Source organism: uncultured Paraglaciecola sp., assembly GCF_943787955.1.
Lineage (GTDB): Bacteria > Pseudomonadota > Gammaproteobacteria > Enterobacterales > Alteromonadaceae > Paraglaciecola.
The window spans coordinates 126,513-148,802 of the sequence record NZ_CALSOK010000013.1; the positions used below are offsets into that span (position 1 = coordinate 126,513).

At 40.1% G+C, this 22,290-nt stretch carries 23 protein-coding genes; 19 read left to right on the top strand and 4 right to left on the bottom strand.

The genetic code is table 11. From position 1 onward, the window contains the following. Window positions 1-11 precede the first annotated feature (11 nt). The 3 genes from lolD to Q0Y52_RS12635 all read left to right on the top strand — a co-directional run bounded on the left by lolD (window position 12) and on the right by Q0Y52_RS12635 (window position 4,333). Window positions 12-716 (top strand): lipoprotein-releasing ABC transporter ATP-binding protein LolD, encoded by a 705-nt coding sequence (gene lolD, locus Q0Y52_RS12625; RefSeq protein WP_297822078.1) that lies wholly within the window; start codon window positions 12-14, stop codon window positions 714-716. Next, on the top strand, window positions 716-1,951 hold the full coding sequence (locus tag Q0Y52_RS12630) for a lipoprotein-releasing ABC transporter permease subunit (protein ID WP_297822081.1): 1,236 nt from the start codon (window positions 716-718) through the stop codon (window positions 1,949-1,951). The genes lolD and Q0Y52_RS12630 overlap by 1 nt, the downstream gene beginning before the upstream one ends. An 87-nt stretch (window positions 1,952-2,038) precedes the next feature. Continuing rightward, entirely contained in the window at window positions 2,039-4,333 is a 2,295-nt protein-coding gene (locus Q0Y52_RS12635) for an FdhF/YdeP family oxidoreductase (protein WP_297822083.1), read from the top strand. A 139-nt stretch (window positions 4,334-4,472) separates the two neighbouring features. Here Q0Y52_RS12635 and yeiP read toward each other — a convergent pair whose 3' ends face one another. Continuing rightward, on the bottom strand, window positions 4,473-5,045 hold the full coding sequence (gene yeiP, locus Q0Y52_RS12640) for an elongation factor P-like protein YeiP (protein ID WP_297822085.1): 573 nt from the start codon (window positions 5,043-5,045) through the stop codon (window positions 4,473-4,475). A 161-nt stretch (window positions 5,046-5,206) separates the two neighbouring features. Here yeiP and Q0Y52_RS12645 point away from each other — a divergent pair, with 161 nt between their 5' ends. The 11 genes from Q0Y52_RS12645 to Q0Y52_RS12695 all read left to right on the top strand — a co-directional run bounded on the left by Q0Y52_RS12645 (window position 5,207) and on the right by Q0Y52_RS12695 (window position 15,774). Beyond that, window positions 5,207-7,150, top strand: coding sequence for an ATP-dependent DNA helicase (locus Q0Y52_RS12645; protein ID WP_297822087.1), 1,944 nt, complete (start codon window positions 5,207-5,209; stop codon window positions 7,148-7,150). Further along, complete coding sequence (tsaB, locus tag Q0Y52_RS12650; protein ID WP_297822089.1) at window positions 7,147-7,833, top strand: tRNA (adenosine(37)-N6)-threonylcarbamoyltransferase complex dimerization subunit type 1 TsaB; 687 nt, start codon at window positions 7,147-7,149, stop codon at window positions 7,831-7,833. The genes Q0Y52_RS12645 and tsaB overlap by 4 nt, the downstream gene beginning before the upstream one ends. Window positions 7,834-7,921: 88 nt before the next feature. Next, the gene (locus tag Q0Y52_RS12655; RefSeq protein ID WP_297822091.1) at window positions 7,922-8,224 is read left to right on the top strand and encodes a hypothetical protein; all 303 of its coding nucleotides are present in this window, start codon (window positions 7,922-7,924) and stop codon (window positions 8,222-8,224) included. Between the two features lie 113 nt (window positions 8,225-8,337). After that, a complete protein-coding gene (locus Q0Y52_RS12660) occupies window positions 8,338-8,964 on the top strand; it encodes a Slp family lipoprotein (protein WP_297822094.1) in 627 nt (208 codons plus the stop codon). A gap of 84 nt (window positions 8,965-9,048) precedes the next feature. Next, on the top strand, window positions 9,049-9,888 hold the full coding sequence (locus Q0Y52_RS12665; protein WP_297822097.1) for an alpha/beta hydrolase: 840 nt from the start codon (window positions 9,049-9,051) through the stop codon (window positions 9,886-9,888). A 155-nt stretch (window positions 9,889-10,043) separates the two neighbouring features. Beyond that, a complete protein-coding gene (gene fadD, locus Q0Y52_RS12670; protein ID WP_297822100.1) occupies window positions 10,044-11,699 on the top strand; it encodes a long-chain-fatty-acid--CoA ligase FadD in 1,656 nt (551 codons plus the stop codon). Window positions 11,700-11,779: 80 nt separating this feature from the next. After that, window positions 11,780-12,946, top strand: a complete 1,167-nt coding sequence (rnd, locus tag Q0Y52_RS12675; protein WP_297822103.1) for a ribonuclease D — start codon at window positions 11,780-11,782, stop codon at window positions 12,944-12,946. Beyond that, window positions 12,946-13,221, top strand: a complete 276-nt coding sequence (locus tag Q0Y52_RS12680) for a YcgL domain-containing protein (protein ID WP_297822106.1) — start codon at window positions 12,946-12,948, stop codon at window positions 13,219-13,221. The genes rnd and Q0Y52_RS12680 overlap by 1 nt, the downstream gene beginning before the upstream one ends. Next, window positions 13,221-14,201 carry a lytic transglycosylase domain-containing protein gene (locus Q0Y52_RS12685; protein WP_297822108.1) on the top strand — a complete coding sequence of 327 codons (981 nt, stop codon included), beginning with the start codon at window positions 13,221-13,223 and terminating at the stop codon, window positions 14,199-14,201. The genes Q0Y52_RS12680 and Q0Y52_RS12685 overlap by 1 nt, the downstream gene beginning before the upstream one ends. 4 nt (window positions 14,202-14,205) lie before the next feature. Further along, on the top strand, window positions 14,206-14,871 hold the full coding sequence (locus Q0Y52_RS12690) for a fumarylacetoacetate hydrolase family protein (protein ID WP_297822109.1): 666 nt from the start codon (window positions 14,206-14,208) through the stop codon (window positions 14,869-14,871). 411 nt (window positions 14,872-15,282) lie between these two features. Further along, window positions 15,283-15,774, top strand: coding sequence for a YcgN family cysteine cluster protein (locus tag Q0Y52_RS12695; RefSeq protein ID WP_297822111.1), 492 nt, complete (start codon window positions 15,283-15,285; stop codon window positions 15,772-15,774). Window positions 15,775-16,047: 273 nt separating this feature from the next. Here the strand turns inward: Q0Y52_RS12695 and Q0Y52_RS12700 are convergent, their stop codons facing one another. Together Q0Y52_RS12700 and Q0Y52_RS12705 are read right to left on the bottom strand one after the other, a co-directional pair. Beyond that, window positions 16,048-16,593, bottom strand: a complete 546-nt coding sequence (locus Q0Y52_RS12700; protein WP_366939291.1) for a cation:dicarboxylase symporter family transporter — start codon at window positions 16,591-16,593, stop codon at window positions 16,048-16,050. Continuing rightward, window positions 16,571-17,422, bottom strand: a complete 852-nt coding sequence (locus tag Q0Y52_RS12705) for a cation:dicarboxylase symporter family transporter (protein WP_297822116.1) — start codon at window positions 17,420-17,422, stop codon at window positions 16,571-16,573. The genes Q0Y52_RS12700 and Q0Y52_RS12705 overlap by 23 nt, the downstream gene beginning before the upstream one ends. Window positions 17,423-17,583: 161 nt before the next feature. Here Q0Y52_RS12705 and Q0Y52_RS12710 point away from each other — a divergent pair, with 161 nt between their 5' ends. From Q0Y52_RS12710 to Q0Y52_RS12730, 5 genes are all read left to right on the top strand, one after another. Beyond that, entirely contained in the window at window positions 17,584-18,804 is a 1,221-nt protein-coding gene (locus Q0Y52_RS12710; protein WP_297822118.1) for a hypothetical protein, read from the top strand. Next, window positions 18,770-19,243 carry a hypothetical protein gene (locus tag Q0Y52_RS12715; RefSeq protein WP_297822120.1) on the top strand — a complete coding sequence of 158 codons (474 nt, stop codon included), beginning with the start codon at window positions 18,770-18,772 and terminating at the stop codon, window positions 19,241-19,243. The genes Q0Y52_RS12710 and Q0Y52_RS12715 overlap by 35 nt, the downstream gene beginning before the upstream one ends. A 291-nt stretch (window positions 19,244-19,534) precedes the next feature. Continuing rightward, window positions 19,535-19,765 (top strand): hypothetical protein, encoded by a 231-nt coding sequence (locus Q0Y52_RS12720; protein WP_297822122.1) that lies wholly within the window; start codon window positions 19,535-19,537, stop codon window positions 19,763-19,765. 32 nt (window positions 19,766-19,797) lie between these two features. Then, window positions 19,798-20,043 carry a hypothetical protein gene (locus tag Q0Y52_RS12725; protein WP_297822124.1) on the top strand — a complete coding sequence of 82 codons (246 nt, stop codon included), beginning with the start codon at window positions 19,798-19,800 and terminating at the stop codon, window positions 20,041-20,043. 259 nt (window positions 20,044-20,302) lie between these two features. Beyond that, the gene (locus Q0Y52_RS12730; protein WP_297822126.1) at window positions 20,303-20,605 is read left to right on the top strand and encodes a hypothetical protein; all 303 of its coding nucleotides are present in this window, start codon (window positions 20,303-20,305) and stop codon (window positions 20,603-20,605) included. Between the two features lie 54 nt (window positions 20,606-20,659). Here the strand turns inward: Q0Y52_RS12730 and astB are convergent, their stop codons facing one another. Beyond that, on the bottom strand, window positions 20,660-22,000 hold the full coding sequence (astB, locus tag Q0Y52_RS12735) for an N-succinylarginine dihydrolase (RefSeq protein ID WP_297822128.1): 1,341 nt from the start codon (window positions 21,998-22,000) through the stop codon (window positions 20,660-20,662). Window positions 22,001-22,290: the final 290 nt, after the last annotated feature.

The following is a 22,290-nucleotide window of genomic DNA, read 5'->3' on the forward strand; positions in this document are numbered from 1 at the left end:
ATGTGCTGATTATGAGTGAGTTACTCAGATGTACCAATCTAAGTAAAGAATACAACGATGGTGAAAATAACGTTAAGGTGCTTAAAAACATCAACTTCTTTATTAATAAAGCCGAGCAAGTTGCCATTGTAGGAAGTTCAGGCTCTGGTAAAAGTACACTACTGCACTTGCTAGGCGCTTTGGATAAACCGACATCAGGCCAAGTAACGTTTGAACAACAAGATATCTTTTCGTTTAGTAGCAACCAACAAGCTCAATTTCGAAATCAATCCCTTGGATTTGTTTATCAATTCCATCATTTATTACCCGAGTTTAATGCGTTAGAAAACGTTGCTATGCCTTTATTAATAGCCAAAGAACCCATAAAAAAAGCACATGAACTGGCGATGGCCATGTTAGACAAGGTTGGATTGTCGCATAGGTACACGCATAAACCTGCTGAATTATCTGGTGGCGAGCGTCAACGTGTGGCAATTGCCAGAGCCTTGGTAACCCAACCTAAGTTGATACTTGCTGACGAACCGACAGGGAATTTAGATCAAAAAACTGGTGAAAGTATATATCAGTTACTCAGTGACTTACGCGAGCAAATGCAAACCAGTTTTGTAGTGGTAACTCACGATACTCAATTAGCAAACAGATTAGATCGCTCTTTATACTTAGTCGATGGCTGTTTGACTGATGCACCTGCCCAATCTGTGGCGAGTCAAATTTAGTGCGTCTAGTTTGGTTGCTGGCTTGGCGTTTTCGTACAAATAAACGTCAAAACGGTTTTATTTCCTTTATTTCCGCTTCTTCAACCTTTGGTATTGGCTTGGGGTGTTTTGTGCTTATTTTATTGTTGTCGGTAATGAACGGTTTTGAAAAAGAATTAAAAGACCGATTATTGTCTGTTATTCCCCATGCAGAGTTTAAATCAGTTTATGCAAATGGTATTAAAAACTGGCCTTTGCAAGTAGATGCTTTAAAACTTCACCCTGAAGTGGTCTTTGTTGAACCCTACGTTAAAGCTACAGGTATGTTGCAAAAAGGCAATCACATGAAGGCTGTGGAAATGACGGCTTTAGATCCTCTTTACGCCGCGGATGGGGTCATACCAAGTTTAGTGACAACAGAGCAGTGGCAGCAATTCAAAACAGATGAAAGTGCCACTATGCTTGGCATAGGCATTATGCAAAAGTTAGGTTTGGTGGTCGGTGATAAAGTGCAGATTTTATTGCCTCAGTTAACGGAAGATTGGACTTTAAGTGCGCCAAAAACGTTACGACTTAATATTATAGCGAGTTTAGATATGGGCGGCGAACTCAGTAATCATATTGGCTATATGCACATGTCCTTAGCTGCACAGGCACAAAATATTAAGCATGGTGCACAGGGCATTCGTTTAAGGTATCGCGATGCTTTTGTCGCTCAGGAATTAACCCGTGAAATTGGCTATGAACTAACATCTGAAGTATATATGTCTGATTGGACTATTAACGATGGTAATCTCTATCAAGACATTCAGCTGGTACGGGCAGTGGTTTATATCGCATTAAGTTTGGTTATTGCTGTTGCATGTTTCAACATAGTGTCGACTCTGGTGATGGCGGTAAACGAAAAACAAAGTGAAATTGCCATGCTTAAAAGTATGGGCGCAAAAAATAGCCTCGTTATCTCAGTGTTCATGTTGCAAGGTACATTCAATGGCTTGATTGGCACAATAGTAGGTGTAATCTTAGGCGTTTTGACGGCGGTTAATTTGGCGGCTATTGCACGTTTTATCGAAGATTTATTAGGCGTGCAATTTTTATCTGGTGATGTTTATTTTATCAATTTTTTACCTTCACAGTTAAACTGGAATGAAGTGTATCTTACCGCTGCAATCGCCATATTATTAAGTGTTCTAGCCACGCTTTATCCTGCAATAAAAGCCGCCAGAATTAATCCCGCAAAAGTATTGGGGCATTAATTTTTTTCTCCGCAAGATCAGTAAATATTGACTTAATCATATTAGTCGCAAGGCAATATTGCTTTTTATGAGTTTGGGTTATTTTAGATGTCAAAAAATACTATTGATGTAAAAAACTTGCAGGTGACCAATCAAAAAGACTGGGCGGCAGGTGTAACAGCTGTTATGTCAGCATATAAAAATGTTAGTGCTAAAGCCGGACCTATCAGAGGCACTAAATTACTGACTCAACTAAATCAAATTGAAGGCTTTGACTGCCCCGGTTGTGCTTGGCCTGATCCCTTGTTAAAACGTTCAACCTTTGAGTTTTGTGAAAATGGTGCCAAAGCTGTCGCTGACGAGGCAACCTTAAAGCGGGCAACGGCTAATTTCTTTGCCAATCACAGTATTGAGAACTTAAAAAAGAAGTCTGATCGTTGGTTAAATGATCAAGGTCGTTTAGTTGAACCTTTATTTTTAGCCGAAGGGGCAAGCCACTATCAACCAATAAGTTGGTCAGAGGCATTTCATCTAATTTCACAAAGCTTAACTAAACTCGACTCGCCCAATCAAGCTGCTTTTTATACTTCAGGGCGCACAAGTAATGAAGCTGCATTTTTATACCAGTTATTTGTGCGCCAGTTTGGAACTAATAATCTACCTGATTGTTCAAATATGTGTCATGAATCCAGTGGTGTTGGATTAACAGAAACCATTGGTGTGGGCAAAGGTACTGTGTCCTTACACGACCTAGAAAATAGCGAAGCCATTTTTATTTTTGGGCAAAACCCTGGTTCAAACCATCCACGTATGCTGACTTCATTACAAGCAGCTAAACGCCAAGGTGCCAAAATTGTCGCTATTAATCCGTTGGATGAAGCGGGTTTACAGCGTTTTAAAAACCCTCAAGAAGTAGAAGGGGTGATTGGTGCTGGAACGGCATTAAGAGATTTGTACTTACCGGTAAAAATAAATGGTGATGTGCCTTTTCTAAAAGGATTATGTAAAGCTTTAATAACAAGAGATGATGCTGGGAAGAAAGTGTTAGATCATCAGTTTATTGCAGAATATTGCCATGGTTTTACTGCTTTTAAACAGGATATCTTAGACACCTCTTGGGCTGATATTGAAAAGCATAGTGGATTAACTCAGAGCCAAATTAATCAAGCTGCAGATATTGCTTGTGGCTCAAAAAAGACCATCTGTTGTTGGGCTATGGGTATGACCCAACATAAAAATGCAGTAGCTAATGTTCAGCTGATAACCAACTTTTTGATGTTACAAGGTAATTTGGGTAAACCCGGTGCAGGTGTCTGTCCAGTGCGTGGTCATAGTAATGTGCAGGGTGATCGTACTATGGGAATTTGGGAGAAACCGTCAGCGACTTTTCTTAATGCCTTACAACAAACGTATGATTTTGATGTACCCAGAGAACATGGCTACGACACCATAGAAACTATTCAAGCTATGTTGCAAGGACAGGTTAAAGTACTGTTTGCTTTAGGGGGTAACTTTTATCGTGCTACACCAGATCATACAGCCACGAAACGCGCTTTAGCCAACTGTGAATTAACGGTACAAGTTTCGACCAAATTAAATCAATCTCACCTTCACACTGCTAAAAACGCGCTAATATTACCAGCACTTGGTCGTACTGAAATTGATGAACAATTATCAGGAATTCAAACTGTTACTGTAGAGAATTCTATGGGCGTGGTGCAAACCTCCCATGGTAAAATACCGCCTGCTTCGAACCTACTCAAGAGCGAGGTTGCCATTGTAGCTGATTTAGCCACGTTGACTTTGCCGGGTAGCAATATTAACTGGCAACAAATGAAAAACGACTATAAGTTAATCCGCGATGGTATTGCTCAAGTAATACCTGGCTTTGAAGCTTTTAATCAACGAATCGAAGAGCTCGGCGAATTTGAATTGCCCAATATGGTAAGAGATCAACGTCAGTTTGTGACTAACAACGGTAAAGCCAATTTTGTCGTGCATAAAATAACATCCATTCATGTGCCACAAGGCTGTTTATTAATGATGACTATCCGTAGTCACGACCAGTTTAATACCACTGTGTACACTAATAATGATAGGTATCGAGGTATTCATGGCGGTCGCCGGGTGATTTTTGTAAATAGAGAGGACCTAAGAGATTTAGGTTTAAACAAAGGGCAACAAGTTGATATTCACAGTCATTGGCCAAACGAAAAGCGACAAACTAGAACTGCAGAAAATTTTACTCTAGTTCAATATGATATCCCACGAGGATGTGCAGCCGCTTATTACCCTGAAACCAATGATTTGATCCCCCTTAGCAGCGTTGCTGATAAAAGTAACACACCTGCTTACAAGTCAGTGGTGATTAGTTTGCATAAGAAAACAGACCATGAAAACTAACCACAGAGGGTAAAGAGATAAGCAAAAAGTGTTTTTGTTTATATTATTAACTTTTTAATCTGATTATCCCTCTGTGTGACAAAGTTTTGGGTGCACTTTATCCGTTATGCTGTGCGGTGGCTGGTTTTTGACTTTGAGCCTAAGAATCTGCGCGACCCATAAACTTACTTTCAGCTGTATTCACTTTTATCTTTTCACCGCTGGCAATATATTCAGGTACTTGAATTACTAAGCCTGTTGCTAATGTTGCGGGTTTAGAACGAGCACTAGCCGATGCACCTTTTATAGAAGGATCGGTTTCAGTTATAATCAAATCAACAGAAGCAGGAAGTTCAATGCCCACAGGTTTTTCTTCAACCAATAAAATTTGCAGGCCTTTAGTATTTTCGGTGATGAAAGGTAGTTCTTCGCTGATGGTTTCAGAGTTCAAAGAATAGGATGAATAGTCTTCGTCATCCATAAACACATATTCGTCACCATCCACATAAGAAAAACTCACTTTATTTCGATGAAAATCTACTAAATTGAGCATTTCATCTGCTTTAAAGCTTTCGTCTGCCTTGGCGCCTGTGCCTACTTCATACAAACGCATTCTATATAAACTGGCACCTGCGCGGCCGCTTGGTGTCATCTTATTGATATCTTTCACAATATAAGTTTTGCCATTAAGTTCAACGGCGGCATTTTTTTTAATTTCACTGGCTTTAGGCATGGAGCGCACTCTTTTATATTTTGTGGCAAAAAATACCATGAAAATAAAATTAGGCAAGGAAAGTTGTAATTTATAAGGAACAACTTTCACTCGTTAGTTGTCATGCTTTTTGGCATAATCTCCACTTACGTTTTTTCACTTTCATTATTTACTAAGGCGCTATGTCCAAAACATCATCTTTGTTTGCTGTTGATGGTAAGTTATCTGAGGCTATCGACGGATTTGTTCCGCGCCAAGCACAAACTGATATGGCAGTTGCCGTTGAAAATACCATCAAAAATAAAGCTCCTCTTATTGTTGAAGCGGGTACGGGAACCGGTAAAACCTTTGCTTACTTAGCACCTGCACTATTGTCTGAAAGAAAAACTATTATCTCCACTGGGACCAAAAACCTGCAAGAGCAACTGTTTCATCGTGACTTACCTCTGATAAAGGAGGCGTTAGGTTCCAACAGTAAAACTGCTCTGTTAAAAGGCCGAGCCAATTATTTGTGTTTACACAGATTAAGACAACATGGTGGAAATAGTACGCTAGTTGATAGACAAACACTCACCGAACTCACACAAGTTAGAGAATGGGCTTCGAGTACTAAAACCGGCGATATGGGCGATATGAGAACGCTAGCAGAAGACGCTAAAGTGTTACCATTTGTTACCTCTACAGCGGATAACTGTTTGGGTAAAGATTGCCCAGATTATGAAGACTGCTATATGATTAAAGCGCGTCGTAAAGCCTTGGATGCAGATGTAGTTGTGGTTAATCATCATTTGTTTTTTGCTGATATGGCTTTAAAGGATACCGGATTTGGTGAGCTCATCCCTGAAGCGGATCTCGTGGTATTTGATGAAGCTCATCAAATACCTGATATTGCCAGTGAGTATTTTGGCGAGACGTTTTCGAGTAGGCAAATGCAGGATATTAGCCGCGATGTTGAAGTGGTGTATCGCACTGTACTTAAAGACGCTAAACAATTACAAAGTGCTGCTGAAAAGTGCAAAATGATCGCGGCAGATTTACGTATTTTATTCCCTGAAAATCCCGCCAAGGGTAACTGGCGTCAAATGTTAACTAGGAACGACGTACAAACTCAGATCAGTAAATTAACTGATAGTCTGAACGTATTGTATGAGGTATTAAAATTACATGTTGGCCGAGACAAAGACTTAGATAATATTTTTGAACGAGTGTCAGAAGCTAGAGGTAAATTAGCGCGTTTAACGGATACCACACAATTAGGTGTGAGCCTATGGTACGAAACCACTCTTCGCCATATTGTGTTGCATTTAACCCCTTTAAGTATTTCGCAGAAATTTGCCGATTTTATTGCAGAGCCAAAACGCAGTTGGGTCTTTACGTCTGCCACCTTGATGGTAGATGGCGGTTTCACACATTTTCAACGACAAATGGGTTTAAACAATGCGACGACTTTGTCCTTAGACAGCCCATTTGATTATCCTAATCAAGCTATGCTGTGTGTTCCACGTTTTTTGCCAGAGCCTAACGCCCGTGAAATGCGCGCCACCTTGTTAGATATTTCTATCAAATTAGTTAAAGCCAGTCGTGGCCGTTGCTTTTTGTTGTTTACTAGTCATGCCACATTAAATGCCATTGCCAGCCAGCTAGTAGATGAAATCGACAATCCTATTTTGGTTCAGGGCTCAACTACCAAGCGCGCATTATTGGAAAGTTATATAGAAAACAAAGATGCGGTGTTGTTGGGCACAGGGGCATTTTGGGAGGGGGTGGATGTACGAGGTGATGATTTGACTTGTGTGTTAATTGATAAATTACCATTTGCTTCACCAGATGATCCGTTATTGCAGGCAAGGATCGAAGATTGCCGAAAAAGTGGCGGCAACCCTTTTGTACAATTACAAATTCCTCAAGCTGCTATTGCTTTAAAACAGGGGGCAGGGCGCTTGATCCGTGATGAAACCGATAAAGGTGTGTTGGTCATTTGTGATAATCGTTTGGTTACCAAAGACTATGGCAAAATCTTTATGGGGAGTTTGCCAGACATGCGCCGCACCCGAGACTTACAAAAAGCAGTGGACTTTTTACAATACATTCACAGAGACAAAGATGAAGTGGAAACTCAATCATGAATATTTTAATTATCGATACTGCTACCGAGGCCTGTTCAGTTGCCCTTGAGGTCAACAAACACGTTTTCAATCGTTTCGAAGTCTGTCCACAGCAACACAGTCAACGTATATTGCCGATGATTGATGATGTCTTAAAAGAGGCGAATGTGACACTGCAAGACTTAGACTACTTAGCCTTTGGACGCGGCCCTGGGAGCTTTACTGGGGTGCGTATTGCGACTGGTGTGATACAGGGATTAGCACTAGGTACCGGTCATAAAGTGCTTAGCATATCTACATTAGCCGCAATGGCACAGCAAGCTTATGTGCAAAATAAGAGTGAACAGGTGACTGCAGTAATAGATGCGCGTATGTCAGAAGTATATTTTGGCCAGTATAAACTTAAACAAAAAGTCATGGCATTGATTGGGGAAGAGCAAGTGATACCGCCAGAGGATGCATTAGTATTACTCAATAGTAACGTTGAAATGGCTGGCGTTGGAACTGGATGGCAGGCATACCCAGAATTAAATGCGGCAGCCAACGTTGATGTGATTTCCGGTGTTTTGTATCCTAATGCTGTGTATATGTTGCCCTTAGCTAAGGCTTTAATTGCCGATGGACATGCTGTTGAAGTAGAAGACATCCAACCGGTTTATTTGCGTGACAAAGTAACCTGGAAAAAATTGCCAGGACGAGAGTAGATAATTAATAGAACAATCTGGAACAATTCTTGTATATTTTGGATTTTTGGGTTTGTAAATTATTGTTTCTAATGATTAGGAAAAGTTGTTGAGTATAGAGTCACTATCTTCATTAAAAGCATCTGATATTCCCCGTTCGTCTCGGGACAAGCTCCGTGAGCTTAAATCAGAAAAAATCAAAGATGACAATCTAGTCACTACTCAAGCATCTATTATTCGCAGCGGTGACACCCAAATATTTGAAAAAGCAGCATCTTTTAAACAACACTCCGCCACACTTTCTAGCAATAGCTTAAATGAAAAGTCAGCTATTGCAGCTTATAAGAGTATGGATAAGGAGCAGCAACGTCAGAGCATACAATTATTATTGGGTGTCGACACCTTTGTTTGATCTATTCTCCGTTCTGATAGATACAAAATAAACAAAAAATTCAGTAATTGTTCAGTTATTATAAATAAAATAACAGATTAACTTATCTTGTTTGCTCTATCTGAGGAAAAATCATGAATATTCGTATATGTACTTTATTAGCAGCTGTGTTTCTTTTTGGCTGTTCAAATTTTCCTGATAAGCTTCAGGTTGATGATACTACCCAGTTAATCACTTATGAGGATGCTGCATCAAAGGCTGAACAGGTCAAAGGTAAGATGCTACGTTGGGGAGGAGCAATAGCAAAAGTCGAAAATAAACCTGACTCCACTGTTTTTGAAATGGTTTATTACCCGTTAAATGGTTATGGCCGACCTGTATCAAGTGAAGAAAGTATGGGGCGTTATCGTATTGTTATTGACGGTTTCATGGATCCTATGGTCTATCAAGTTGGACGTTTGATGACATTTACTGGACAGCTTAATGGTTTAGAAAATGGTTTGGTAGGTGAACATGAATATGTGTTTCCAACCGCCACTGTTGGAGCCTATTATTTATGGAAAAACGTTCAGCGAATTGATATTAGTGGTGTACATGTGTGGCCATTTCGATATTGGAATGGACATTATCCACGCCCTTATCATAGAAGTTTAATCATTCGTGGCTCAAGCGACAATAGCAGTCATAGGGTTCCGTCAACACGTCCAAGCGGTGCGATAAGTTACCCTAAACCTGTCAATATAAAAAGATCTAAAAAATAACGGATGTATTTTGCCAAGCAGGCAGAAAATAGCTGATTAAGCGGCAAAGTATTGCCGCTTTTTTGTATTTAAAAAGGAACGTACGTGCAACAAGCCCTTGAATTTCCTCTTGCCAACATTACTCTTCACGCTATTGGCTATGGAGATGCTACCAAACCAATGATTTTGTCACTGCATGGCTGGTTAGATAACGCAGTAAGTTTTCAGCCTATTGCTGAGTACCTCACTGATTATTATATTCTAGCGCTAGACATTACTGGTCATGGGCTGTCTTCTCACAGAAGCGATGGTGCTCACTACCACCTCATTGATTTTGCTTACGATTTACATGAGTTAGTAGATTCACAAGGTTGGCAGTCATTTATATTGATGGGCCACTCTATGGGGGGGATCATTTCAACTATTTATGCTAGTTGTTTTCCTGAATATGTGAGTAAACTTATCTCAATTGAGTCGTTTGGGCCTATGACCAAAGATACACAAAGTAGCCCATTCCAACTCAGGGACTCAATTCTTAGCAGGTTAAAAGCTCAACAAAGTGAAGCTAAACACCCTAGCAGTATCGAAAGAACAATCGAAGCTAGAGCAAAGATTGGGGATATTGCATTAGAGTCAGCTAGATTATTGATAACTCGAAATATTCGTGAGGAAAATAAACAATTATTATTTAACACTGATAGGCGTTTGAGAACCTTTTCATCACTTAGAATGACAGAGCCACAAGCAGAAGCTTTTATGCGTAATATTCAATGTCCCACTTTGGTCATAACGGGCGATAAAGGATACGAATCAATGCGAACCACTGTACAAAAGAGGCTGGACTGGGTTGAAAATTTAACTACGGCAGAATGTGATGGGCATCATCATTTGCATATGGACAATCCCCAGCCAGTCGCCAATAAGATTATTGTATTTTTAAACTGATCATGAGCGGGTCTTAGTTGTTAATCAATTGTTGATTTATTTTTGAAGACGCTTTAGGTAGACTCTGTTGGGATTTTATTAATTTATTATAATAATACGTTAGTTTTTGCACCCTTATCAAGGGGCCAGCTTAAAACCGACAGCTTGGAGGCACAGTGGAAAAAATCTGGTTGAAAAATTATGACCCTAGGGTTCCTGTCGATATCGATCCTGATCGTTATTCATCTATAGTCGACATTTTTGAACAATCCATTGAAAAATATTCAGATAATGTCAGTTACATCAATATGGGGAAAAGTATTACCTTTGCCGAGTTGGATGAGCTTTCTCGTGACTTCGCTGCATATTTACAACATTCGGGGCTGAAAAAAGGTGATGCGGTGGCCATTATGATGCCTAACCTTATCCAATACCCCGTGGCTTTATTCGGCATACTTCGCGCAGGTATGACAGTGGTAAATGTTAATCCTTTATACACCCCAAGAGAGTTACAACATCAATTAACAGACTCAAACGCAAAAGCTATTGTTATTGTTGAAAATTTTGCCTGTACTTTGAGTGGGGTAATGAATAATACCGCTTTAGAAACCGTGTTAATAACTTCTGTAGGTGACATGTTATCACCTCTGAAAAAAGTCATCACAAACCTCGTACTTAAACACGTAAAAAAAATGGTCCCCGCTTATGACTTACCCAACGCGGTAAGTTTTTTAAAGGCAGTAAAGCAAGGTCATAGACAACTTTATCAGCGTCCTGAGGTGACTGGCGAAGATTTGGCTTTTTTGCAATATACAGGTGGCACAACAGGTTTGTCTAAAGGGGCTATGCTAACTCATAGAAATATAGTGGCGAATTTGGAGCAAACTTCGACAATACTAGAAAACGAAGTTGAAATGGGTAAAGAGTTAATAGTTACGGCTTTACCTTTGTATCATATCTTTGCTTTGCAAGGTAATTGCCTGACATTTGTTAAATTTGGTTGTCCTAATTTATTGATCACAAATCCACGTGATATGCCTGGTTTTGTGGCTGAGTTAGCCAAGTATCCATTCACAGTTATAACAGGTGTAAATACATTATTTAATGGATTGCTCAACACTCCTGGCTTTGCTGATTTAGATTTTAGTGGATTAAAATTTGCCTTAGGTGGTGGTGCTGCTATCCAGAGAACTGTTGCTGAACGTTGGCAAAAAGTAACTGGACTTGTTTTGCTTGAAGGTTATGGATTAACCGAATGTTGCCCAACTGTGACTATCAACCCACCACAACTTCAAGCCTATAAAGGCTCAATTGGTATGCCCATTCCTTCGACTGATATAAAACTGGTGGACGAAGATGGAAACGAAGTTCCCATGGGAGATGCCGGTGAGATGTTAGTTAAGGGGCCGCAGGTGATGAAAGGTTACCTTAATAGGCCTGATGCAACGGATGAAATGATAGTCGATGGTTGGTTAGCTACGGGCGATATAGCGACATGTGATACAGATGGTTACTTTTATATTGTTGATCGCAAGAAAGATATGATTTTAGTGTCGGGTTTTAACGTCTTTCCAAATGAAATCGAGGAAGTCGCTGCCATGCACGATGACGTTGTAGAGGCTGCTGCAATTGGTGTGCCCCACGAGGTCTCTGGCGAAATTGTTAAGTTGGTAATAGTGAGTAAAAACCAAGAGCTGTCAGAGAAAGACATGATTGATCATTGTCGTAAACACCTTACGGGTTATAAAATACCAAAAATAGTTGAGTTCACAAACGAGCTTCCTAAAAGTAATGTTGGTAAGATACTGCGCAGAGAATTAAGAGATAAATAGCCCAACCGTTTACATTTATGTAAAAAGCCGGCATTAGCCGGTTTTTTTTATGGTTCTTGTTACCACTAATTTGGAAATCCATGCAATACAACTTTATAACCAGTAATCAAGCACTCGCAGATTTTTGTCAACAAGCCAGTCAGGTAGAAGCCATTGCCGTTGATACCGAGTTTGTCCGCACAAGGACTTTATATCCTCAGTTGGGGCTTATCCAGATTTATGATGGAAAACAATGTGTATTGGTTGACCCTTTAGCGATTGATGATTTTTCAAGTTTAACCGAGTTACTAACAAATCCAAATGTGGTAAAAGTATTGCATTCTTGCTCTGAGGATTTGGAAACTTTTTGGCATGCATTTAAAGTCATGCCTAGTCCAATTTTTGATAGCCAGTTTGCTGCTAGCATAGTCGGTATGGGACCCGCTTTAGGGTATGCCAAGTTAGTAGAAATAATGCTTGATGTGATAGTCGACAAAGGCGAGTCACGCACTGATTGGTTAGCTCGACCTTTACGTGATGAACAGTGTGATTATGCAGCTAAAGATGTGCTGTACTTGTTTCAACTATATCCAGAGCTTAAAGCCCGTGTAGAAGCACAAAACAAACTCTCGTGGGTGTATGCTGAAATTGACCATTTATCAGCAAAGAAACAAACATCAATACCACTAGATTCAGTGTATTTAACAATTAAAAATAACTGGAAACTATCAAATAAAGCAGTATTTATTTTAAAAAAGTTGGCTGCTTGGCGCATCTCTACCGCAAGGCTGCGTGATATGGCTTTAAACTTTGTGGTGCGTGAAGAAAATTTAGTCTCTATTGCTATGCTACAACCATCAAGTAAAAATGAATTACGCGCAATTCAAGGAATGAATTCTCACGAAGTGAGGATCCACGGTGATGTGTTATTGGCTATAGTCGCTGATTGTCAAAAAGTAAGCGAAGAGGCTTACCCGCCAATGGTAAAGCGATTAAATGATATTGAAAACTATAAAAACACTGTCGCTAGCGTTAAAAAATTATGTATTAGCATTGCCGAAAAGTATGACATTCCACCAGAATTGGTTGGTTCTAAAAAACAGATAAATCAATTGCTTAAGTGGTGCTGGTTCAATCAAGATGAAACTCGAGATATGGGATTGCAACCTGATTTATTGAGTAGTTGGAGACGAGCACTTTTTGTTAATGAACTCGTGAAAATTGAGGCTCTAAATTTGTCGAGTGAATTGCTTGAGGAACACTTATAATGTTGTGTGCGGTTTATAAGAGCAGCAAAAAACAAGAAACTTATTTGTACGTGCCAGGCAGAGACGACTTTTCTAAGGTTCCGGAGGCTTTGTTAAAAACATTTGGTGCCCCAATATTTATAATGATTATGCCCCTTAAAAAAGACCGTGAACTAGCAAGAGTGGATATTGATAAGTTGCGAACTGAGCTCAAAATACAGGGCTTTTATTTACAGCTCCCCCCTGCGACTGAAAACTTACTAAAAACGCATTTGCAACAGCAGAACACAGATTAATGTCTATAAAAAATAGCGGTCTCTTGTTGTTTATCCTAATACTTTTAGTCAGTCAAAACCTGAGTGCAAAACCTACCTTTGAACAATATTTAGCTGACCTTAAGATACAAGCCTTTGAACAAGGTTATACCACTGATTTTGTTGACCAAGTGTTTGCAGATGTCAGTTACCATAAAAAAGTTGTCACAGCTGATAAAAATCAGCCAGAAGCGAAATTAACATTAGATAAATACTTAGCTACCCGTGTACCTGATTGGAAAGTTAAAAAAGCCGTTGATTTAATGGCGCAGCATCAAGTGTTATTAGACCAAGTAGAACAACAGTTCGGAGTTCAAAAGCGTTTTATCGTGGCGCTGTGGGGCAACGAAAGTAACTTTGGCAATATTATGGGCAAACACTCGGTGATTAATTCATTAGTGACGTTGGCATACGAAGGAAGGCGAGAAGCTCTTTTTAAAAAACAGTTATTTGCCGCCTTAAAAATACTTCAACAAGGACATGTTGAACTTGAACAATTTGTCGGCTCATGGGCGGGTGCTATGGGGCAGAGCCAATTTATGCCGACTTCCTTTTTAGACTATGCAATAGACTTTGATAACGATGGTCGAAAAGATATATGGAACAGTAAAGCTGATGTATTTGCATCTATCGCTAATTTTTTAAAGTCAGAAGGTTGGAGTAATCAAATTACATGGGGGCGTCAAGTTACAGTACCTGACAATTTTGATTTTAGTTTGACGGGCCTTAAATTTTCATCAAAGCGTTTGCTATCAGGCTGGCAGGCCTTGGACGTTAGGCGTTATGATGGTGGAAATTTACCCAACTTGCCTATCAAAGCATCATTGATCGCCCCTGACGGTGAAACAGGGCGTATCTACTTGGTTTACGAGAACTTCCATACATTAATGAGGTGGAATCGTTCGAGTTATTTCGGGGTGTCGGTAAGCTATCTATCTGATCGCATTCGAAAAGGATCCTGAAGCCTTGTTTGAATATAAACATATTGATAGTGAGTGCAAAAAAATTGATTTGCCAGTAGGAAAAGTAGTCTGTGTTGGGCGTAATTATCTGCAGCACATAAAAGAATTAGATAATGATGTACCAAGTACCCCCTTGTTGTTTAATAAACCTTCAACGGCTTTAGTGCCGCTCAATAGTCCTGTTGTAATACCTAAAAATTTAGGTCCTTGCCACAACGAATTAGAAGTGGCTGTATTAATTAAGACCAGACTCTGCCAAACCTCGATAAAAGATGCAGAGGCAGCAATCTGGGGGGTTGGTTTAGGTTTAGATCTGACTTTAAGGGAAGTGCAAAACACATTAAAAAAGCAAGGGCATCCATGGGAACGCGCAAAAGCATTTGATTGTAGCTGTCCTATGTCGCAATTTATCGCTAAAGAACAACTAGACAATTTATCCAATATAGACTTCAGTTTGAGTGTGAATAATGAATTAAGACAGCAGGGTAATAGTCAAGAGATGTTGTTCCCTATATTAAAACTACTAGTCAATATTTCAAACACCTTTACTCTTCTGCCTGGAGATATAGTGATGACAGGGACACCAAAAGGTGTGGCAGCTTTATTAGTTGATGATCATATAACAATAGAATTAAATGGGCACTTTTCAATCAGGACATATGTTGTATAAATAATGAGATTTTCATTTGAGGTTATAACAGACCCAGTTAATCAATTATTTTCTGTGGAGATTTTGTCAATATTTAAGATGTATTTGATGGTGAACATACGATAAGAACTGTCGTAATATTGGTAGGAAAATAAACTGAAAAATCTTGTGATGAATAGCACTCAATTAAAAGTTTTCTGCTTTAACCCAAAAATAGCAAAGCTGTTGGAAATCACCCAAAAGAACGATTGGCTTGGTAATCTAATATCGCTATGATCATCACACTCAATCTCTTTATCTATAATGTAATGGAAAGTCTAGGCCTAAAGATATTGTTGTTGATTAAAAATTTTGTAACACCAAGCAATGTTTTGGTTGTAGTTTCATAAAGTATGAGAAGAACATAGATGATTAATAAATATAGGTACTGTCATGGATAAGTATTGGGAAACGACCCCCCTTGAAAATATGACTGAAAAACAATGGGAAGGTATTTGCGATGGTTGTGCCAAATGTTGTTTGCACAAGTTCATCGATGATGAAGCAGTCACTGAAGCAGCACCTACAAGCCATATTCAACAAGGTGAAAAGATTCATTACACTAATATTGCATGCGGATTACTGAACACCAAAACGTGTGCGTGTACACAATACGCTGAGCGAACCATACTGGTTCCAGAATGTGTCAAACTGACCAAAGACAATCTACAAGACATCTTTTTTATGCCTCACAGTTGCAGTTATCGTAGACTTTACGAGGATAGGGGATTGCCCACTTGGCACCCACTGCTAAATAAAGGCAAAAAATCAGTTATGCATAAAGCAGGCATGTCCTTAAGGGGCAAGACTGTTGCCGATCATGATGTTGATTTAGAGCAGTTTGAAGATTATATCGCAATGTGGCCAATGGAAGATTTGGATTAGAATTTTGAGCTGCGAGCTATTGTTGAGCCACAACCGAATAATTAGCATTATGCCCTACACCTTTATTATCTATTCGGGACTTTCTTGATTGAAAAATGGCTAACTGATATCACCAGAATTGTCTGTGGCACCATAATATCCTGCGGCGATTTGTGAAAAACACTTATTTCATGAATTATTAGAGTAATAGATGTAATCCATACGCTTGAGCATTTAGATTACATCTCATAAAACCTAAAACAAAGATGATTGAATCAGTCCCAATAGTGTGTATTAACTGTTTTTATCAAAATGTTCAAAATCGATTTCTTCGCTCTTTATCCCAGCATCGGGATCGTTATACACTTCAATATCTAGTTCGTTCTCACTTTTGCCCACTATGCAGGCCACCATGCAGTCGCCTGTGACATTAACGGCTGTGCGGGTCATATCTAACAACCTATCCACGCCAATAATAAGAGCAATACCTTCAACTGGTAAATTAACTTGTTGTAACACCATAGCAAGCATAATAAGACCTACACCTGGGACACCAGCAGTCCCGATAGAAGCAAGTGTTGCAGTCAAGATGACCATCATATAATCACTCAAACTTAAATCAACTGCGTAAACTTGGGCGATAAATACAGTCGCAACACCTTGCATGATAGCGGTACCATCCATGTTAACCGTAGAGCCAAGGGGAACCGTAAAAGAAGCAACAGAACGTTTGACACCAAGCTTTTTAATCGCTGTTTCCATTGTGATAGGTAACGTTGCGCTACTGCTCGAAGTGCTAAAAGCAAATAGGGCGGCATCACGCATTTTTCTGAGCAACATTAATGGGCTTAAGCCGCTTAGAGCTTTTAAAATTATAGGGTAGGAAACAAACGCGTGAATTAACAACACAAATACAACCAGTAAAAAAATACTTGATTAGACTGGCAATAGTGTCAAAACCTATGGTAGCAAATAACTTGGCCATTAAGGCAAATACGCCATAAGGTGCAAGATTCATTAAGATAGTGACAAGCTTCATAATAACAGTACTTAAGTCTTCAAATACTGCGGTTAACCTTTTACCTGTATCGCCTGTCATAGCCATGGCGATACCAAAAAACACTGCAAACACAATAATCTGTAACATGTTGCCTTGGGCCATCGCATTAATAGGATTGGTTGGCATCATATTAATGATGATTTGCCCTAGTGAAGGTGCTTCTTTTGCAACATAAGTTGATTCGGTCGACAGATTTAACCCTTCACCTGGTGCCACCAATAATGCAAATGAAACAGCTAAGCTGATAGCAATGGCAGTGGTGCCTACGTATAAAAGTATAGATTTACCCCCTAATCGACCTAACTTCGAAGGGTCAGACAAGCTCGATGTGCCACATACCAAAGAAACAAAAACCAGAGGTACAACTAGCATTTTTAAGCTGGCGATAAAAATACTTCCGACTATATTAAATATACCTTCGACTAAAAGTCCATACGTTGAAACATGCATGCCTAATACACTAAAAGAAAAATCTCCGCTATCATCAAACAGCCATTGCAATAAAGCTCCGATAATTATTCCGGCAATCATGCCTATAAAGATCCTAGCGGTTAGTCCGAGTTTTCGTGAAGCGGGTTTTTGTGATAACGAGTGCGTTGATGTGGTCATGTAAATCCTAAGCTTTATTATTGTTAAAAGTCGCGGGTATTAGTGCTATGAATTTGGTTATCTCGTATAACCTAAACCTAGATTAGCAAGATTGTTGGTCAAGCTGAACTATTAAAATGAATTTGCCATCACAGTATGGCTCATGTGCATAGGAAAGGATTATGATTTTACGTTTAAGAACGCTGTTTGGATTTTTGGCTCTGGTTAGCCTCTTCTCATGTGGAGGGGGAGGTAGTATCTCCCGTGATGACACCCCTGTCGATAATGGCGGTGGATCTGGTACGATTACCATCAGTATGCAATTGGCGCTTACCGATGCTGACGGGCAGCCATCATCGTCTCTCAGTGAGTCCACTCCTTTAACGCTCACTGCAACAGCAACAGACTCAAATGGTGATCCCGTTACTGATACTTTAGTCACTTATACTTTCCAGCCTGAAGATTTGGCTATTTTCGGTAATGATTCTGGTACTGCCTCTACAGATGCTAACGGAGTGGCAACGATTCAAATACTGGTTGGCGAAAACTCTGGCGCTGGGGAAATAGTAGCGGCTCTCAGTTCAGGCGAAGAAGCAACGACTACATTTAATTCGACGGGTAATTCCGAAGTCGGAGGCTCTCGAAGCATTCAGTTGGCATTAACAGATCAACTGAACGGTGAAGCATCAACTGAATTGAGTCCCACGAGTCCATTAAAATTAACTGCGATTGTAAGTGATTCAAATGGTGATCCAGTCACTGGTAACGTCATCACCTATACTTTTGAGCCAGAAGGATTAGCGGTATTCGGTAACGATTCAGGTACTGCGCTAACCGGAAGTGACGGTGAGGCCATTATTGATATTTTAGTTGGCGAAAACTCTGGTGCCGGTCAAATAACCGCCACGCTAAGTTCTGGTGAAACGGCTATAACCACCTTTAATTCAGCAGGTAATTCTGGAGGCGGAGGCTCTCGAAGCATTCAGTTGGCATTAACAGATCAATTGAACGGTGAAGCATCAGTTGAGTTGAGTCCCGCGAGTCCATTAAGATTGACTGCGATTGTAAGTAATTCAAATGGTGAACCTGTTGCCTCTACTTTAATCACTTATACTTTCCAGCCCGAAGGCTTGGCTACTTTTGGTAATGATTCAGGCACTGCGTCAACCGATGCGAATGGTGTTGCAACAATTGAAATATTAGCGGGAGAAAACTCTGGCGCCGGCGAGATAGTAGCCAAACTTAGTTCTGGTGAAACGGCCACTACTACTTTTGACTCAGCAGGCACAACACTCGTAGGTGAACAACCTGCTTCATTGGACTTGTTTGGCAGTTCCACTCAATTAGCTTCTAGTGGCTCAGACGAAATTGAACTTATTGCTATTGGTGAAAGATGTCAATAATGTGCTTTTGGAAGGGATTGATGTCACTTTTTCAGTTAATTCTGAGGCAACTATTCAATTGGAAAATAGCGGGAATGTTGCTGTAACTGGAGCTGACGGTATTGCCAGAGCTTTTTTGAACACTCAGAATAAACCTAAAAATAGAACGATAACCGTGACCGCCACTGCTTCAGGTTTGTCAGAGCCTAAAACCCTCGATGTAAGAGTTGTAGGAACAGGCATTTCTGTAAATGCACCCCCATCGGTTATTTTGGGTTCAGAAGCTGAATTAACTATTTTCTTATCAGACTCAGATGGAAAAGGTATAGCCAATACAACCGTGCAGATTAGTTCTGAGAATGGCAATCTATTCTATAATTTTGATAGTCCACCCGAACTTGTCACCGAGCTTGTCACTGATGGAGAAGGGCAGGCCACAGTGACTTATATGCGCAAATAACTCTGGCATAGATGTGATCACTGCGACAGGTATTAAACGGCTGAGGGTGTTCCTGAAAATGTCATGTGTTCAACATGATCAGTTTAGTTTCACTATTGTTACCAGCGACGATATTAATTTAGGTGAGTTAAGCACACTGGAGTTGGACTTGGTTAAAAGAAAATTCTCCCCTTTCCAATGGTGCCATAACCCCTAACCACTACGAGAGGTACGTTAAATACTAGCAGTGTTGCTACAGACGCAGACGGTAAAGCGAGTTTTCAAATTTCATCTGCTAACGCCGGTCGTGCTGTGGTTTCGGCGCAAGGTAAAGATATCAATGACAATATAGTCAATGCCAGTGCATTGGTAGAATTTATCGCGACTGATGTTAATAACATTATTTTATCTGCCAGCCCCAGTTCTATTGGACCATCTGGTCAAAAAAGCACTATTACCTGGCGGTATTACCGTGATTCAGACGGCAATCTAGTTAAAGGTAAAACGGTTAACGTTAATGCCGACGATTGTAAGCGGTGGTGAAATATCCCCTGCATCTGCAGTAACCGACAGTAATGGCTTGGCTTCAACCGTTATATACCTCGTTAATATGTGACAACAGAGAATGGCAATTACTATCTCAGCGACAGAGCCTAGATTCTGGAATTGATGTAAGTATTGAGCTGACAGTTGCTAACAGAGCTCAATTTATTTCAATTGGTACAGGAAATCTAATTGAGGCGCAAGATGAAACCAGTTACCTGAAAAAGTTTACTGTTTTTGTTACGGATGCCAATTCAAACCCTGGTGAGCGATGTTGAATTAAGTGTGACCGGAACCCCTGTAAAGTATACGGAACTTCTTGAACCCAATGCTGAGCCCGTCGACCCTAATTATCAAGTTATTCGTCCAGCTTTCTATAAGGGGTTCTGGAGTGCATTCCCGAGTATTGAATGACTTTGAATTATTGGGTTTGCCGTTCGCACTATTGGTTGTGCAAACGAGGATGTAGATGGCGATGGTATTGAAGACCCTAATGAGAATTTAAATGGTGATGGCGGGTTAACACCTGTTAACATTGTGTCGATTGACGGAGATATTGTTACGGATGAAAATGGTCAAGCTATTATCGAATTACGATATGCTAAAACATTCGCTGCTTGGGGGGAGATCAAGATAACTGCAAGTACCCCAGTATCAGGCAGCGAGTCACAAGCCAGTCAATTTTTCACCTTATCTGCATCCGCAGCTGATTTGGTTTTGGAAACGACTCCGCCAAACAGTAACCCCTTTGGTACTGGATTAAATTCAGTTGAAGATCCAGCTAATCCTGGAACATTTATAGATGATGGTGCAAATTTAACCTGCGATAATGCTTTGTAGATGTTTGCCATCCCAAAAAATATTGGGCTGGCTAATAAATTCTTCAACAATAAATTAGACTTGCTGAAAATGGTAAACCGAACCCAAATTTAATAACTGGGTTAACTCATCTAACGCCGTTCTGGACTCAATCAATAATTGCGGATCGCTCAAATCATCTACATGTAGAGTGTCGCGATAATGTTTGTCCACCCAAGCATTTAATCGCTCAAACTGTCTATCGTTGATTAAGGTACTTTGATTAACCGCTGCATATTCTTTGTCGATCATGGCGACTCTTAACCGCAAACAAGCCGGTCCTCCACCGTTACGCATACTCTCTTTCACATCATGGTAGTACACCTGTTTAATCGGTGTGTTTTGTGCAACCAGATTTGTTAAATAGGCCGATACAGCAGGGTTTTCTTTACAGTCGGTCGGCGCAATAATGGCCATGTCACCATTGGCCAGTGTGATAATTTGAGTGTTAAACAAATAAGTTTTGATGGCGTCTTGCACACTCACTTCATCGGTTTTTACACAAATTAAGTGCAAGTCATCACCCACAAATTTTTGTTTGATTTCGGCTATCGCATGTGATGACTGATAGAACGCTTGTTCGTGATAGAACAATACATTTTGATTACCAACAGCGATGACATCATTATGAAACACTCCCTGATCAATTAGATTGGGGTTTTGTTGAACATACACCACATTGTCATCATTAAGTCCATGTAATCTCACCACGGCCTGACTCGCCTCTATGGTCTGACGGGCAGGGAATTTTTTAGGTGCGGGTTTACTTGTATTAAAAGCATGGCGTCCGTAAACAAACATTTCGAGACCTGTTTTGCCATAGTCGCTGCAAAGGCGGGTATGGTTAGCCGCGCCTTCATCCCCAAAATGTTCGTTATCAGGTAAGTGGAGATGATGGGCAAAGTGTTGTTTGTTGGCAAAGGTTGCTTGCAGAATTCTACCTGTAACCTGAGGCTCTAGTGAACGATGATACTTATTTGTCAAATTTGCTGGAGTAAAGTGAATTTTTCCATCACTTGTATCAGCACTGGGTGAGACAGTTGCTGCATTGGCAGTCCACATACTTGAAGCTGAGCAACATGCTTGAAAAATAGCCGGTGCCTGTTTTGCAGCCATGGCTAAAACATTAGCATCGGTTCCGCTGAAGCCTAATCTGCGAAGCGAAGCAATGTCAGGGCGCTCCTGCGGCGCCAGAACACCTTGAACCATACCAAGGTCAGCTAGGGCCTTCATTTTCTTTAGCCCTTGCTTGGCGGCCTGTTTAGGGCTGCTTGATGCGCTTGCATTATTTAGTGACGCTACGTTTCCATATGATAACCCTGCGTAATTATGGGTGGGTCCTACTAGTCCATCAAAATTGGCTTCAAACTGTTTCATTTACACCTCTCCTACTTTTTATTTTTCAATGACAATTGGGTGATGTAAAACCGATATATATTGTTTGAAATCGCTTTTAAAAAACCAATGTGTGAGCATTATACTGTTTTAGTTTGTTATGCCAATCCAGCTGTTCGAAAAATGAGCGATGTAAGCTTCTGAAAAAAAAGAATATTAGATAAGTATGAAAAAGAATATTAGATAAGTATGAAGAAGAACTTGTTTTCTATTCATTTTGTCGATATATGTTATAAAGCATTTTTAAGAGATAAACGCGACTTTGCGTTTGT